We start from the raw sequence: 16,336 nt of genomic DNA, 5'->3' as shown, positions 1-16,336 counted from the left end.
GAATAATGAAAATGAATAACCAGGCAGGACTCCTTGATTGCTGCTCTTAATTATTCATTCTTAATTCTTAATTATATGAAGTTATTCGACGTATATCCTTTGTTCGATGTAAACATCGTAAAAGGAAAAGGCTGCCACGTATGGGATGACAAAGGTCAGGAATACCTTGACCTCTATGGAGGACATGCCGTTATCTCCATCGGTCACGCACATCCTCACTATGTGGAAACCATCAGCAAACAAGTAGCTACATTGGGATTCTATTCCAACTCTGTAATCAACAAGTTACAGCAGGAAGTAGCCGACCGTCTGGGAGCCATCAGCGGTTATGATGACTATCAGCTTTTCTTAATCAACTCTGGAGCAGAAGCCAACGAAAATGCATTGAAACTGGCATCTTTCTATAACGGACGTACACGTGTGATTTCTTTCGCAAAAGCTTTCCACGGACGTACTTCACTGGCAGTAGAAGTAACCAACAATCCGAAAATCATTGCTCCGATCAATGACAACGGACACGTGACATACCTGCCGCTGAACGACACAGAAGCGCTGAAAGCCGAACTGGCTAAAGGCGATGTATGTGCAGTCATCATTGAAGGTATCCAGGGCGTAGGAGGAATTCAGCTCCCTACTACTGAGTTCATGAAAGCCATTCGCCAGACGTGTGACGAAACCAATACTGTCATGATTCTGGATGAAATCCAGTCGGGTTACGGAAGAAGCGGTAAATTCTTTGCTCACCAGTACAATGACGTACGCCCTGACATGATTACTGTAGCTAAAGGCATTGGCAACGGATTCCCGATGGCCGGTGTACTGATCAGTCCGAAATTCACTCCGGTATATGGCCAGTTAGGAACGACTTTCGGTGGCAATCATCTGGCATGTGCAGCAGCTATCGCTGTACTAGATGTGATGAAAGCAGAAAATCTGGTTGAAAATGCGGGCAAAGTAGGTACTCACCTATTGGAAGAATTGAAAGGCTTCAAAGGAATCAAAGAAGTACGCGGTCGCGGCTTGATGATTGGAATGGAATTTGAGGAACCCATCAAGGAACTCCGCCAGAAACTACTTTTCGAAGAAAAAGTATTTACCGGTGTCAGCGGTACCAACGTCATCCGTTTGCTTCCGCCGCTCTGCCTGAGCATGAACGAAGCAGATGAATTCCTAAATCGCTTGCATCACGTAACGAAATAAAAACAAAATACTTATCCACAAAAACGGAATCTTCTTAATCAAGATTCCGTTTTTATTTTTACGTACAAGTACATCAAATCAACATTGTTCATGCTCTATTCTTTATATTATAAATTTCAAAGAAATCAATAGTTTTTCCAAATCATCCTCTAAGCATCGTTACATTATTTACCACATCCCCTTACACGTTCTACGTTCTCCCACGCAAAACCCTACGTTTCCCGAACCTAAAACCTACGTTTCCGCACTGAGAAACATACGTTTCCTTTACGAGAAACGTAAAACTCACAAAGAAAATATTCCATTATTCCCGAAGCATTTCCACAAAACAATCTCGCCTTTTCCATATACCACCAAAATAAATTCCATTATATAGCCCAACTCTCATTTTTAATTATAACTTTGCGAATAAAGAACTCAAAATTGAAAGATATGAAAGTAGCAATCATCGGAGCCGGAAACATGGGAGGTGCCATTGCCCGTGGACTGGCCAACGGACATTATATTCAGGCACAAGAAATTTCGGTATCCAACCCCAGTGCCGGCAAACTGGACGCACTGAAAGCGGAATTTCCTGCCATTCACGTAACGCATTCCAATAAAGAAGCAGCAGAAGATGCGGACATTATCATTATTGCCGTCAAGCCGTGGAAAGTGGAAGAAGTGTTGAAGCCGCTGAGATTAAGAGGACCACAGATTCTGGTATCGGTGGCGGCAGGACTGACTTTTGAAGACCTGGCACATTTTGTAGACCCGGAAATGCCGATGTTCCGCGTCATTCCTAACACAGCCATTTCAGAAGGAGCCAGCATGACACTGATTGCCGCACGCAATGCTTCGGAAGAACAAATCACTTCCCTGACTGCGCTCTTTAACGAAATGGGACGTTCCATGCTGATTGAGGAAAAACAATTTGCAGCTGCCACCTCGCTGACTTCCTGTGGCATTGCCTACGTACTGAAATACGTACAAGCTGCCATGCAGGCAGGAGTAGAACTGGGTATCAAGCCACACGATGCACAGACCATGCTGGCACAAACACTGGAAGGGGCAGCCAAACTCTTGTTAAACAACGAAAATGCACATCCGGCCACAGAAATCGAGAAAGTGACTACTCCGGGAGGAATTACCATCAAGGGTATCAACTCGCTGGAGCACGACGGATTTACCTCGGCCGTTATCCACGCCATCAAGGCCAGCTTATAAAAACATCATACGGGGAGCTTCATGCTCCCTTTTTCATTACAAAACCTGAACCGACATGAAAAACAACATTCTTATCACCATGGGAATCCTTGTATTGTTAGGAATAGCCGTACAGGGTTTGTTTGGCATCGTAGCCGGTGTATTCCTGTCTGCCATTTTAGGAATCATCTACGGAGCCGTCAAGAAGAACAAGCAGTTTCTGCGCTGGTCGGTCATTGCACTTACCATCGACATTATCTGCATCATCCTGTTCTATTTCTGCCTGATTCAATCGGACATGTAGCTTTTACTTCACAAAACCTTTTTTCGCCCATTTCAGGCTGTTCCACCGTTTCACAAAGATAAAGGCACGGATGTTCTCGTCGAGCAGGAAGGCACACCACATACCGACCAGTCCCCAACCCAGATGAATCCCGAACAGATAGCTGAGTCCGACAGAAACCGTCCACTGCACAATCAAGCCGACATAGAACGGGAAATTCACATCACCAGCCGAACGGAGGGCATTCGTGGCATAGATATTTACAGCACGCCCTATCTCTACGATGACATCGACAATGAGAATGGTCACTCCCAACCGGATAATATTCTCGTTGTCCGTCAGCATACTGAAGATTGTATGACCGAATATGGCCCAGATGCACGAAAGTCCCAGCGATACCAGAATGGACAGACGCATGACGTACTTTCCCAACAGGTAGGCCGCACGTATTCGCTTCTGCCCCACCAGATGGCCGATACTGATGGCTCCTCCTTGTGCCATGGCGATGGCAAAGAGATAGACAAACATGGTAGTATTCACCGTATAAGTTCGTGTGGCCAGCGAATCATTTCCTAAGATATTGATTAAATAGGTGATGACCACCTGCGAAAAACTGTACGACATATTCTCCCCGGCAGAAGGGACTCCCACCTTCAACAGGTTTTTCAGTTCTATCCAAGGGAAAGGACGGAACAGAGCCATCGGGAAAGACGGAATATGTTTTCTGAAGAGAATGACAAACAAGACAATCATGCTCACCCCACGGGCTATGGAGGTAGATATGGCCGCTCCTTCTGCTCCCATGGCAGGCAGGCCGAACTTTCCGAAAATCAGGGAATAGTTTCCGATGATGTTCATCACGTTGACCAGTACCGTAACCAGCATGGGGTAAATGGCTTTGTTGGCACTACGCAAGGACGCGGAAATAGTCAGCGAAATAGCCTGGAAGAAAGCAAACGCACCTACAATCTCCATGTAACCGATACCATATTTCAGCAATTCCGGACGAAGTCCCATCCATCCCAATAATGTAGTTGCTCCATAGTGCAGGATGGCACTGACCACCAGTCCCACGACCAGGTTCAGCAACAAAGACACACCGACCACCTGCACCATCTTGTTCCTCATCCCTGCTCCCAGGTACTGCGAACACAGCACAGAAGTACCGATATTGATTACCTCAAAAATAAGGAAAGCAAACATCACAATCTGGTTCACCACCCCTACTGCCGCCACACTTTCATCGGAATACTGACTCAGCATAACGGTGTCGACAGCACCTAACATCATAATCAATAAGGTCTCGATAAAGATAGGAATCACGAGCTTCGTCAAGCCTTTCCGGATACCTGTTTGTTGAATTGCCTGTTCCACGTACTAACTCTCTAAAAAACGTGACAAAATTACAACATTTAGCCCGTAGAGTGTCTTGACATAGGTCAATTTAAAGGTGTAAATCCTACAATGCACTATTTTCCCCCTTTTCTTCACTATTTTCCCCCTCTGAATCCTAATAAAATATGATTTTTGCAACACCTAAAAACAATTATTATGAAAACCAAGCAATTTCTACTGATCGTATTAGCATGTCTTTGCATTCCTTTTACTCAATTATGGAGTAATCCTGTAAACGGACTCTTGGAAAGAATTGATCCGGGAGCTTCCAAGAAATTCATCATACAAGTAAAAAAAGGACCATCCGATTTTTTTGAACTCGACCAGAAAGGTGACAAAGTAGTCATTCGGGGAAACAACTACGTAAACATCGCTACCGGCTTGAACTGGTATCTGAAATATTACGCAGGCATTCATCTTTCATGGAACGGCATGACTGCCGAACTGCCGAAAAGCTTGCCGAAAGTTTCTACTCCGGTACGCAAGGAAACCAACCTCTCCTTACGCTACGATTTCAACTATTGCACTTATTCCTATACCATGGCTTTCTGGGACTGGGAACGCTGGGAAAAGGAAATCGACTGGATGGCACTACACGGAATCAACCTGCCACTGGCAGTAGTCGGTCAGGAATGCGTGTGGAAAAACATGCTCGAAAAATTAGGTTATACGAAAGAAGAAATCAATAAATTCATTGCAGGACCTGCTTTCTTGGCATGGTGGGCCATGAACAACCTGGAAGGATGGGGCGGTCCCAATCCTGACAGCTGGTACACACAGCAGGAAGCACTGCAGAAGAAGATTCTGAAACGTATGCGCGAATACGGCATCGAACCGGTATTCCCGGGCTATTCCGGTATGGTACCTCACGATGCCAATAAGAAGTTAGGACTGAACGTAACCGAACCCGCATTGTGGAACGGATTTACCCGTCCGGCTTTCTTACTTCCCACCGACTCACGCTTCAACGAAATTGCTTCTTTATATTATAAGGAACTGGAAAAACTGTTCGGCAAAGCCAACTATTACTCTATGGACCCGTTCCACGAACTTGAAGATGCAGGAAGCGTGGATTTTGATGCAGCCGGAAAAGCTGTACTTAAAGCAATGAAGGATGTCAACCCGAAGGCTACATGGGTGATTCAGGGATGGACGGAAAACCCGCGCCCGGAGATGATCAAGAACCTGAACAACGGGGATATCCTGATTCTGGACCTGTTCAGCGAATGCCGCCCGATGTGGGGTATTCCTTCTATCTGGAAACGTGAAAAGGGTTATGAGCAACACGACTGGCTGTTCTGTATGATAGAAAACTTCGGAGGCAACGTGGGTCTGCACGGACGTATGGACCAGTTGCTGAACAATTTCTACCTTACCAAGAACAATCCATTAGCCGCCCATCTGAAAGGCATCGGTCTGACCATGGAAGGTAGTGAAAACAATCCGGTGATGTTCGAACTGATGTGCGAACTTCCCTGGCGTCCGGAAAAGTTCACCAAGGAAGAATGGTTAAAAGACTATCTCTTCGCACGCTACGGTGTACGGGATGAAAAAATTACACAGGCATGGAGCATTCTTGCCGACGGCATCTACAACTGCCCGTTTGGCAATAACCAGCAAGGCCCTCACGAATCCATTTTCTGCGGCCGTCCCGGACTGAATAACTTCCAGGCATCCAGCTGGTCTAAGATGCAGAACTATTATGACCCGACCAGCACGGAAGCGGCAGCCCGCCTGATGCTGGAAGTAGCCGACAAATACAAAGGCAACAACAACTTTGAATACGACCTGGTAGACATCGTCCGTCAGTCACTCTCCGACAGAGGACGTATCGTCTACAACCAGACCATTGCCGACTTCAAGAGTTTCGACAAAAAGAGCTTTGCAGCTCACTCACAAGAGTTTCTGAATATCTTGCTGGCACAAGACCGGCTGTTAGGTACAAGAAGTGAATTCCGTGTAGGACGTTGGATTGAACAGGCCCGCAACCTCGGAACTACTCCAGAGGAAAAAGATTTGTACGAATGGAATGCCCGCGTACAGATTACCACATGGGGAAACCGCGTATGTGCCAACGACGGAGGTCTTCGTGACTATGCCCATAAGGAATGGAACGGTCTTCTGAAAGACTTCTACTACAAACGCTGGGCAGCCTACTGGCAGACACTCCAGGATGTGCTTGATGGCAAACCGATGGTAGAACTGGACTACTATGCCATGGAAGAACCTTGGACACTTGCTCATAATCCGTACACATCGCAACCGGAAGGTGACTGTGTCAGCGTAGCAAAAGAAGTATTTAATGAAGTGTTTCCGAATAAGTAATTAAGAATTGCAATAACCATTAATCAGAAAGCACCATGAAACGATTGCTGTCATTAGACATCTTACGCGGCATCACGGTATGCGGCATGATTCTGGTAAACAATGCCGGAGGCCCCGTTTCGTACGCACCGTTGCGTCATTCTGTATGGAACGGACTCACTCCGTGCGACCTGGTTTTCCCGTTCTTTCTGTTTATGGTCGGTATCTCCACCTACATTTCTCTTCGGAAATTTAACTTCGAACCTACCTCGGAAGTGGTCAAAAAGATTGTTCGGCGTACGTTCCTTATCATTCTAATCGGATTAGCGATTGACTGGTTTGGATATGTGTGCAATGGAGACTTCTTCCCCATCGACACTCTGCGCATTCCTGGTGTATTGCAACGAATTGGCCTATGTTACGGCATCGTATCGCTTATGGTCATTTATATCAATCATAAGTATCTCCCATGGATTTGCGGTGGATTACTACTTGCTTATTCCATCTTACTTCTGACAGGAAATGGCTATGCCTGCGATGACACCAATCTGCTTGCGGTCATCGACAGAGGCGTATTTGGAGAAGCCCATCTTTACAAAAAGAGTCCGATTGATCCGGAAGGCCTTGCCGGCACACTATCTGCCGTAGCCCACACGCTCATCGGATTTATGTGTGGCAGATTGTTGCTGGAAAAGATTTCTGTAAACAAACGGATTGTCAAGCTCATTACAGCAGCTGTAATTATGCTGGTCATCGGTTATGTACTTTCCATTTGGATGCCGATTAACAAACGAGTATGGTCTACCACCTTCGTTTTAGTCACATGTGGATGGGGCTCTCTGTTATTGGCATTACTTATGTATGTAATAGACGTAAAGAACATCAATAAAGGATGGACCTTCTTCCTGGTTTTCGGAATGAATCCTTTGTTCCTTTACGTGCTCAGTGAGGTTGTGGCAATCATATTCTCTCAATGGGAAATAAAAGACGCTATCTATCAAACAATCACCATTGCTGTTCCAGATGAATATCTGGCCTCTCTTATCTATTCATTACTATTCTGCTCAGTAATGGGATTAACTGGCTACATCCTTCATCGTAAAAAAATCTATATCAAGATTTGATAAAAACTAACCTTTTAAAAATCTAAGTTTATGTGTAAAGTACAATTGAAAAATGCAAGACTAAGGCCATTCGCTTTGTTTATGGCTCTTTTTCTGATGAATGTCTCATGGGCATTTGCGCAGCTCACAGTTACAGGACATGTAAAAAGTACATCCGGTGATCCTTTGATTGGAGTAAACGTAGTTGAAAAAGGAACTACCAACGGAACCGTGACTGATATGGATGGTAATTTTTCTCTTCGAGTAGAGAAAGGTAAAACACTTGTATTCTCTTATATCGGTTTTCTTTCACAAGAAAATGTAGTGAGAGGTAATAGAATGAATATAACCTTGAAAGAAGATACAGAAACTTTAGACGAGGTGGTTGTTATTGGTTATGGTAGCATGCAACGTAAAGATGTAACCAGTTCTATTACTACTGTAAAAGCAGAAGATATGAATGTCGGTGTTATTACAACTCCGGCTCAGATGCTTCAAGGTAAAGTTCCTGGGCTGACTATCGCCAATACCAGCGACCCGAACGGTTCGGCTTCCATCTCTTTGCGTGGTGCTTCTTCACTGCGTACCGGTGAGGCTATGGAACCTTACTACGTAGTAGACGGGGTACCGGGAGTAAGTATCTCTCTGGTAGCTCCAGAAGACATCGAAAGTATCGATGTCTTGCGCGATGCTTCTGCTACAGCCATCTATGGTTCTAAAGCTGCCAATGGTGTGATTATCATCACTACGAAAAAAGGAAAGAAAGATGGACGTACGAGTGTAAGCTACAGCGGTTACGTAGCATGGGATCGTACCTTAAAGACCTTAGATATGATGACGGCAGATGAGTTACTAAGCTATGCCAAAACAAATAACATTACCCAGCTGAATGATTACTACAATGTAGATAATCCGGCTAACACCAATTGGCAAGATGAAGTGTTACGTACTGGTTTCAGCCATAATCATAACGTATCTATTAACGGCGGCAATGAAAAAACAAACTATAGTGCTTCACTTAACTTCCAAGACCGTGAAGGTGTGGTAAGAGGCACTAATATGGATCGTTTGAATGCACGTACCTTCGTACAAACCAAAGCTCTAAATAACCGTTTAGAATTAGCCCTCAGTCTAAATGCCAGCATCCGTAATAGTTCTACAGGACCAACCGACATCCAAGGTCGTAGCGTATTGGATGCAATGTACTACTACAACCCTTTGGTTCCTGTAAAAAATGAAGATGGTACATGGTATCGTAACCTGAATATTTCACAGAACTATAACCCGCTGTCAATGATTAACGAAGACCGTTATGACACAAAAGAAAAATTGTTGCAAGGTACAGCGCAAGCCACCCTGCATATCATCGACGGTCTGGACTGGAATCTTAATCTTTCATACCAAAACCAACAATACATCTACAACATCTACAATACCACACAAACCCAGTTGCCTTCAGTTATTTCGAAACACGGACAGGCAGACCGTAGCACTACAGAAAACATCCGCAAGCAGATGGAAACTTACCTGAATTGGAACCATACTTTTGCAGATGCACATAAAGTAGGTATCATGCTGGGTTACTCATGGGAACAAGCTGACAACAACGACGGTTTCGGACTGAGAGTCTATAATTTCTATAATGACGATTTAACTTACCACAACTTGGGTATGGCCAATAACATAGATATTAATGACGTCATCAGTAACAACCTCTCTACACTGAGAATGATCTCCTTCTATGGACGTATTAATTACAGCTATAAGAGCAGATACTTACTGCAAGCAACTGTTCGTCGAGACGGTTCTTCTGCTTTCGGTGAAAACAATCGCTGGGCAACTTTCCCATCTGTATCTGCAGCATGGCGCATCACAGAGGAACAATTCATGAAAAACCAACACGTATTCGATGACTTGAAATTAAGAGTTGGCTACGGTGTAAGCGGAAACTCTTTGGGATTCGACGCTTTTATCGCACGTCCCCTGTATGGTGCTACAGGATGGTTCACCTACGTAAATCCAGATGGAAGCACATCCAATTATAGAATGCTGGGAGCTACCCGAAATGCTAATCCGGATTTGAAATGGGAAAGTACCAGTATGTTCAACATCGGTATCGACTTCGGTTTCCTTCACAACCGCCTGAGCGGTACCATCGAATACTACGACAAACGTACCAGTGATTTAATTTATGATTATCCGGTTTCTACCAACCGCTATCCTTATGGTACCATGACAGCCAATGTAGGTGATATCAGCAACAAGGGTATCGAAATCACCATCAATGCTGTGCCTGTGCAAACCCATAACTTCACATGGAGTACAACCCTTAACCTGTCACATAACAAAAACGTGGTAGAGAAATTGACCAACGCATCCTATTCTGTACCTTACATTGATATGTCTGACCCTGATGTTGGCGGATTCTCAGGTCAAAATGTACAACGCATTATGGAAGGTTCTCCTATCGGACAGTTCTATACTTACGAATGGGCTGGCTACAATGAAAGCGGAGTATCCGTATTCAACGACTATGATGCCGATGGAAAACTGATTGGAACGACCGACGCCCCAACAGACGAAGACCGCCGCAAAACAGGTAGCGCACAACCTAAATTGACTTACGGATGGAACAATGATTTCACATGGAAAAACTGGACACTAACTGCTTTCTTCCAAGGTGTAGCAGGAAACCAGATCTACAATGCAACCCGAAACTACTATAATAACGTTGGGTTGGTAGCAGCTGGGAAAAACGTGTTAAGCGAAGTGGCCACAGAACAAAAATTCTCTGATTCCAATGCACAGCGTCCTTCTGACCGCTATCTGGAAAATGGCTCTTATTTCCGCCTGGCTACATTAACACTGGGATACAATTTCGGAAAGTTAGGCAATTGGGTGAATAACCTGCGTATCTATGCCACCTGCAATAACGTATTTACCATTACCGGCTACAAGGGATTAGATCCGGAAGTCTATCTGGGAGGTCTGACACCTGGTATGGACTGGCGTAATACCCAGTATCCGCGTACACGTACATTCATGGTAGGTGTAAATGTAAACTTCTAATCTAAAATATGGAGACATAAAAATATGAAAACAAGATATTTTATTTCTGCTGCCTTACTGGCACTTACAACTGTCGGTTGTACGGACCTAGACGTAGACATCAAGTCTCAGTACACTGAATATCCTGATTCTGAGATTGCACTGAGTGCGCGCATAAACAATGCTTATTACGCCTTCCGCGGTGCTTTGGGGCGCCGTTATGACGAACTCATATCTTGCAACTCCGACGAATATACCGCAGTCAGTTTCGATGGAGATTACCTAAACGGACGTGATATGTCCAACATTTCTCTCCACATGGTCAATGCGGATGCCAGCAACAGCCAGCTGGCGGTTTACAACGATATTCAAGCTGGTATTGTAAATTGCAACCAGTTACTGATGGACTTAGGAGAAGGTGAAGACCAGGCAAGCCTCACCGCCCCACTCCGCGCCGTTCGTGCCTTCTACACCTTCCTTTTGATGGACAACTGGGGAGATACCCCCATCATTGACTACAAAGTGGTAGACAACAATTCAGCCATCGAACGTTCTCCACGTGCAGAAGTAGCTAAATGGATTGAAACAGAACTACTTGCTGTACGTGATAACTGTCCAAGTGAAGTATCTGAATCGACCTACGGCACACCAACATGCTGGATGGTTGATGCACTATTGGCTAAACTGTATATCAATTGGAACGTGTATACACAAGATGTTACCAGCTCCAGTTGGTCCTCTACTACGCCTAATGAAAAATTGAATGATTGTATCGCAGCCTGTGATCGCGTCATCAAGTCACAACTATTCAATTTAAACGACGGTTACAAAGAAAAGTTCATGTACACCAACGGTGCACAAATCAAAGACTTTATCTATGCCATGCCGTATGATGCTGTCACCGCACAAGGTATGACTTATGCCCGTTTTCGTACCTGGCGTCGTGGACAGAACGACAATGGTTTCTATAGTATTGAAATGACCAATTCTGTAGGTGGTAACATGACTCTAACCCCTGAATTTGTTGAATTATTCTGCCTGCCAGGAGATGACCGTAATACAGTAATTGCCGGAAATACAGGGGAAAATATTGATGAGGAGTCTTTCGATGTATACCAATATGATAATGCAACAGGTATGCCAACTAACGTACGAAACACTTATAAAGGAGATTTAGTCACTTTCAGCAAATCTATTTCTTTGGCAACTGGCAGTTATACAGACAATTCTGGTAATGTTATTATACGAACACCAGATGCAGACCTCAATTGTGGCGCAACTTTAACCGGATGGACACAAGGTTATCGTTCCATCAAATTCTTCCCAGATATCAACGATTACAACGTATACAGTCGTAACCAAGACAACGACGTACCTATCTTCCGTTATGCAGACATTATCTTGATGAAATGTGAAGCTATTGTCCGTGGCGGTACAGCTACATTAGGCGACACACCTCAAAGTCTATTCAACCAGATTCGCACGTATGTACACGCTCCAGAATTGAATCATGACCCGGATCTCCAGGAAATTTTGGACGAACGTGGACGTGAATTCCTCGACGAACACTGGCGTCGTAACGACCTAATTCGTTTTGGTGACTTTGAGCGTGACTGGGGATTTAAGTATGATTATAATCCGGATGCAGCTAATCCCCAATATCGTCTGCTACCGTTGGCACGTGACGTACTCAATGCAAACACCAACTGGAAACAGAATCCTGGATACGGAGAATAATTACTCTATATAAATTATCGGTGAGGAAAATACCTCACCGATAATTTGAGCTATTCCAACATTAGGTTTGCAAAAGACAATTTTACTACAACATTTACCAAATACAAGTTTAATAGTCTTAATCCCACAAAGAATATACCATTTCATTCCTTATTTTTACAGAAACAAAAAGACGCTTTCACGTAGTTTGAAAATTCATGAAGACGCATTTTGCCATATTATTCAAATCACTGTTTTTGGGAACAATCACCCCATTGGTTATTTCATGCACTCACGGTCAGACCACCGAGAGGCTTCTGCCATACATTGACACAAGAATGAGCACTGCCGCCAGCATCACGCATACTGCCGGCATGTTTGGAAAGCACACGGAGGAATACGGACAGACGCTGCCTGCCGTACTGGAGCCTAACGGGATGAACTTCTGGACACCACAGACACAGGATACCGAGCAAAAATGCATCGCACCTTATTATTACCGTGACTCCTTGTTTCAAGGCTTCCGCAATTCGCACTGGATTACAGGAGGATGCACCCAGGATTACGGTTCTATGACATTGTCAGCGTTATTCGATTCATTACGCTGCATACCCGAAAAAAGAGGGACACGTTTCGCACATGAACAGGAAACGGCTACCCCTTCCTACTATTCAGTTACTTTGCCCGAAGAGCATCTTCAGGCTGAAATGACAGGCCGTTCGCGGTCGGCCATATTCCGCTTTACCTACCAGAAGGCAGGAAAAGCCTATCTCATCGTCAATCCTAACAGCGATGAAGGAGAAGGATACATTGAAATAGATACCCTTCAAAAACGTATCTACGGATACAACCCCGTACACCGCATTTATCAAGGCTGGGGAGAACCTGCCGGATACAGCGGTCATTTTATCATTGACTACCAAAAGGAACCTTGCGAATTCGGGACCTTCCGTGAAGACAGTGTATTCCCGGGACAAATTAAAATTGAGAAAGAAAAAAACATCGGCATATATATAGGTTTTCATGTAGAAAACGACGAACAGATATTAGTCAAAGCGGCTTCTTCATTTACCGATAAAGAAGGAGCTGAAAAGAATATGCAGCAAGAAATTCCGCATTGGGATTTCAACCAGACACAGAAAGAACTTACTGCCATTTGGGAAAAACATCTGTCTGCTATTGAAGTGGAAACACCAGACCAAGAGGCCAAGGAGAAATTCTATGGAGCTTTCTACCGGGCTTCTTTCCTACCACGTACATTCAATGACGTAGATGGCAGGTATCCAGCTTTCGCCCAAAAAGATTCGATTCTCCAACTGGCATCGAATGAAGTATACTACGATGACTACAGTATGTGGGATACTTATCGTGCCCTGCATCCACTTATCAACTTGTTATATCCTACTCAGGGAGGAAACATGATGCAATCGCTTATTAATAAGTTTGAACAAGGAGGATGGATCCCTATTTTCCCATGCTGGAACAGCTATACGGCAGCCATGATAGGCGATCATTGCATTGCAGCTATAGGAGATGCCTACATAAAAGGCGTACGTAACTTCGACATAGAAAAGGCTTACGAGGCCATGCGAAAAAATGCTTTCGAATCACCTGCTAATAAAAAAGACTATCAAAATGGAATGGGACGCCGTGCACTGCAATCGTACCTAAAATATGGTTACATCCCATTAGAGGATAGTGTGCCCGATGCCTTCCACACAAAAGAACAGGTGTCACGTACGTTGGAATATGCCTACGATGACTTTGTCCTCTCCCAAGTAGCCAAACAGCTTCAAAAGAACGAAGATTACAAGTTGTTGTCCGTACGTGCCCTGAATTACCGTAATGTGATTGACCCGCAAACAGGCTATGCGCAAGGAAGACATACCGACGGCACGTTCTTGAAAGAACAAAACGCATTCCAGTTTGCCAAATTTATCACAGAAGGAGCTCCTTGCCATTACACATGGTATGTGCCACATGATCCATACGGACTGATGGAGTACATGGGAGGAAAAGAAAAATTTGCTCTGAAACTGGATTCGATGTTCAGCGAACACCGCTATTGGCACGGAAATGAGCCTTGCCACCAAGTCGCATTCATGTTTAATTATGCAGGAGAGCCCTGGAAAACGCAACAGGCAATACGCCATATCATGGAAACTGAATATTTGAATGCTCCAGGAGGACTTTCAGGTAATGACGATGCAGGACAGATGTCAGCCTGGTATATTTTTGCTTCTTTAGGATTTTATCCAGTTTGTCCAGGTTCACCTTTCTATGTATTGGCCAGTCCTTCATTCCCTAAAGCTGTACTACATCTGGAAAATGGAAAATCATTTATTCTTCAAGCAGAGAATGCCTCTGAAGAAAATATCTACATACAAAAAGTAACCTTAAACGGGAAGGCTTATACCAAGAACTATATTTCGCACAAAGATATTATAGCAGGAGGTGAGATGGTATTTACAATGGGAAATACTCCCAACAAAACATGGGGAAATACTCCTGAAGATTGTCCACCTTCCTTAATTGAGGTTGCAGAATAAAAACGTAAAAAATTTGCATAATGAAAACAAGACACATTCTTTTTGCACTACTTAGCATCTTCTTATTCGGAGCATGCCATTCACCTCAAACAGGGGTTTACAACATCATGGACTATGGTGCTACGGGAGATGGAAAAACCGATGACGCCTCAGCCATTCAGAAAGCTATTAATACTTGTTCGGAAGCAGGCGGAGGAACAGTGCTTGTTCCATCCGGGCATACGTTTCTTTGCGGACCATTTAAGTTAGCTTCTTACGTAGAGCTACAACTGGCCCCTAACTCCCGTTTGCTGGCAAATCCAGACGAAAGCATCTATACAGAAAGTGCATTCGGTGCCAACCGAGGAGAAGGCATGATGTGGATTAGTGGAAAGGACCTGAAAAATGTATCAATCACCGGAACTGGAAGCATTGACGGAAACGGAGTTGCATTCATGGGAAAGGAACTGGAAGATTCTTATGAGTTGAAACCTGTCACCGATTTCGACCCGCGTCCACATGTTCTGACACTGACCAACATAGAAAAACTTGTCATACGTGATGTGAACATCTGCAACAGCGCTTACTGGACTGTACACTTAATAGGTTGCAACAATGTAATGATTGATGGTATCAGCATTCTTAATGACCTGAAAATACGTAATGGTGACGGAATTGATATAGACCACTCCAAAGACGTACGTATTTCCAACTGCTTCATCGAATCAGGAGATGACTGTATCTGTCTGAAGAACCGACGTGAATTTGAACAGTATGGAAGCTGTGAAGACGTGGTAGTGACCAACTGCACCATGACTTCACGTTCATGCGCCGTAAAAATCGGTTCGGAAAACATGGACAAAATCAACAATGTGTTATTCACTAATTGCATCATCAAAGACAGCAACCGGGGCATAGGTATTCAAAACCGTGATGAAGGTACAGTTACCAACGTCATATTCTCAAATATGATTGTAGACTGCCGCTTCTTCTCTGATGTATGGTGGGGAAAAGCAGAACCGATTTACGTCACATCTTTCCCACGTGCAGTAGGAAATCATAAAGATGCCGGATGGCGTTTCCCGAAAGGAGCCGTAAAAGGTGCTTGTGGAGAAGTCAGCCGTATTTATTTCCACAATATCAAATGTACAAGTGAAAACGGAATATTTGTCAGTGGAGATACGATAGACAAAATCAACCGAATTTATTTTGACCAGGTAGAAGTAAATCTCCACAAACGGACCACTTTTGAAGGTGGGGTATACGATAAGCGTCCATGCGACGGAGAAGGCTTTCTAAAAGGAAAAACGTATGGATTCTTCTTCCACACAGCATCCGACATCCAAATGGAAGGATGTACAGTCAATTGGGGAGATACCCGTCCTGATTATGCTGCAGAAAATATACACTTGGAAAATACAGCTGGGGTAATTCAAAAATAGCCCCAAGTGTTTTTAAAAATGCCGTTGTGAAACGGTACATTTCTAAATTCCTTTTTTTAAGAGGCTGTCTCAACATAAGTTTGTACTGCACCCCAAAAGTTAGACACAAAACTTTTGGGGTGTTTTTTATGA

The 16,336-nt window shown here is 44.0% G+C and carries 10 protein-coding genes; 9 read left to right on the top strand and 1 reads right to left on the bottom strand.

The window, feature by feature from the left end; all coding sequences use genetic code 11:
• Positions 1-75: 75 nt before the first annotated feature.
• From DXD04_RS01450 to DXD04_RS01440, 3 genes are all read left to right on the top strand, one after another.
• Positions 76-1,200: an aspartate aminotransferase family protein gene (locus tag DXD04_RS01450; protein ID WP_117670232.1), complete on the top strand. Its 1,125-nt coding sequence runs from the start codon at positions 76-78 to the stop codon at positions 1,198-1,200.
• 423 nt (positions 1,201-1,623) lie between these two features.
• Complete coding sequence (proC, locus tag DXD04_RS01445; protein ID WP_259295961.1) at positions 1,624-2,406, top strand: pyrroline-5-carboxylate reductase; 783 nt, start codon at positions 1,624-1,626, stop codon at positions 2,404-2,406.
• A gap of 55 nt (positions 2,407-2,461) precedes the next feature.
• Complete coding sequence (locus tag DXD04_RS01440) at positions 2,462-2,689, top strand: hypothetical protein (RefSeq protein ID WP_117670230.1); 228 nt, start codon at positions 2,462-2,464, stop codon at positions 2,687-2,689.
• 3 nt (positions 2,690-2,692) lie between these two features.
• Here the strand turns inward: DXD04_RS01440 and DXD04_RS01435 are convergent, their stop codons facing one another.
• A complete protein-coding gene (locus DXD04_RS01435; protein ID WP_117670228.1) occupies positions 2,693-4,042 on the bottom strand; it encodes an MATE family efflux transporter in 1,350 nt (449 codons plus the stop codon).
• A gap of 177 nt (positions 4,043-4,219) precedes the next feature.
• Here DXD04_RS01435 and DXD04_RS01430 point away from each other — a divergent pair, with 177 nt between their 5' ends.
• The 6 genes from DXD04_RS01430 to DXD04_RS01405 all read left to right on the top strand — a co-directional run bounded on the left by DXD04_RS01430 (position 4,220) and on the right by DXD04_RS01405 (position 16,204).
• A complete protein-coding gene (locus DXD04_RS01430; protein WP_117670226.1) occupies positions 4,220-6,388 on the top strand; it encodes an alpha-N-acetylglucosaminidase in 2,169 nt (722 codons plus the stop codon).
• A 35-nt stretch (positions 6,389-6,423) separates the two neighbouring features.
• The gene (locus DXD04_RS01425; RefSeq protein WP_117670224.1) at positions 6,424-7,491 is read left to right on the top strand and encodes an acyltransferase family protein; all 1,068 of its coding nucleotides are present in this window, start codon (positions 6,424-6,426) and stop codon (positions 7,489-7,491) included.
• Positions 7,492-7,521: 30 nt separating this feature from the next.
• On the top strand, positions 7,522-10,539 hold the full coding sequence (locus DXD04_RS01420; RefSeq protein ID WP_117670222.1) for a SusC/RagA family TonB-linked outer membrane protein: 3,018 nt from the start codon (positions 7,522-7,524) through the stop codon (positions 10,537-10,539).
• Between the two features lie 24 nt (positions 10,540-10,563).
• Positions 10,564-12,255, top strand: coding sequence for a RagB/SusD family nutrient uptake outer membrane protein (locus DXD04_RS01415; RefSeq protein WP_117670221.1), 1,692 nt, complete (start codon positions 10,564-10,566; stop codon positions 12,253-12,255).
• 197 nt (positions 12,256-12,452) lie between these two features.
• Positions 12,453-14,783 carry a GH92 family glycosyl hydrolase gene (locus DXD04_RS01410; RefSeq protein WP_117670219.1) on the top strand — a complete coding sequence of 777 codons (2,331 nt, stop codon included), beginning with the start codon at positions 12,453-12,455 and terminating at the stop codon, positions 14,781-14,783.
• A 20-nt stretch (positions 14,784-14,803) separates the two neighbouring features.
• Complete coding sequence (locus DXD04_RS01405) at positions 14,804-16,204, top strand: glycoside hydrolase family 28 protein (RefSeq protein ID WP_117670217.1); 1,401 nt, start codon at positions 14,804-14,806, stop codon at positions 16,202-16,204.
• The last annotated feature ends 132 nt before the right edge of the window (positions 16,205-16,336 follow it).

This window comes from Phocaeicola plebeius, assembly GCF_003437535.1.
GTDB lineage: Bacteria > Bacteroidota > Bacteroidia > Bacteroidales > Bacteroidaceae > Phocaeicola > Phocaeicola plebeius_A.
The sequence above is the reverse complement of the archived record's forward strand: the minus strand, read 5'-3'. Positions and strand labels throughout refer to the sequence as shown.

What these genes read in the sequence shown, in the direction of transcription:
- DXD04_RS01450 (WP_117670232.1), top strand. Translation starts at nt 76, where the DNA reads ATGAAGTTATTCGACGTATATCCTTTGTTCGATGTAAACATCGTAAAA.
- DXD04_RS01440 (WP_117670230.1), top strand. Translation starts at nt 2,462, where the DNA reads ATGAAAAACAACATTCTTATCACCATGGGAATCCTTGTATTGTTAGGA.
- DXD04_RS01430 (WP_117670226.1), top strand. Translation starts at nt 4,220, where the DNA reads ATGAAAACCAAGCAATTTCTACTGATCGTATTAGCATGTCTTTGCATT.
- DXD04_RS01425 (WP_117670224.1), top strand. Translation starts at nt 6,424, where the DNA reads ATGAAACGATTGCTGTCATTAGACATCTTACGCGGCATCACGGTATGC.
- DXD04_RS01420 (WP_117670222.1), top strand. Translation starts at nt 7,522, where the DNA reads ATGTGTAAAGTACAATTGAAAAATGCAAGACTAAGGCCATTCGCTTTG.
- DXD04_RS01415 (WP_117670221.1), top strand. Translation starts at nt 10,564, where the DNA reads ATGAAAACAAGATATTTTATTTCTGCTGCCTTACTGGCACTTACAACT.
- DXD04_RS01410 (WP_117670219.1), top strand. Translation starts at nt 12,453, where the DNA reads ATGAAGACGCATTTTGCCATATTATTCAAATCACTGTTTTTGGGAACA.
- DXD04_RS01405 (WP_117670217.1), top strand. Translation starts at nt 14,804, where the DNA reads ATGAAAACAAGACACATTCTTTTTGCACTACTTAGCATCTTCTTATTC.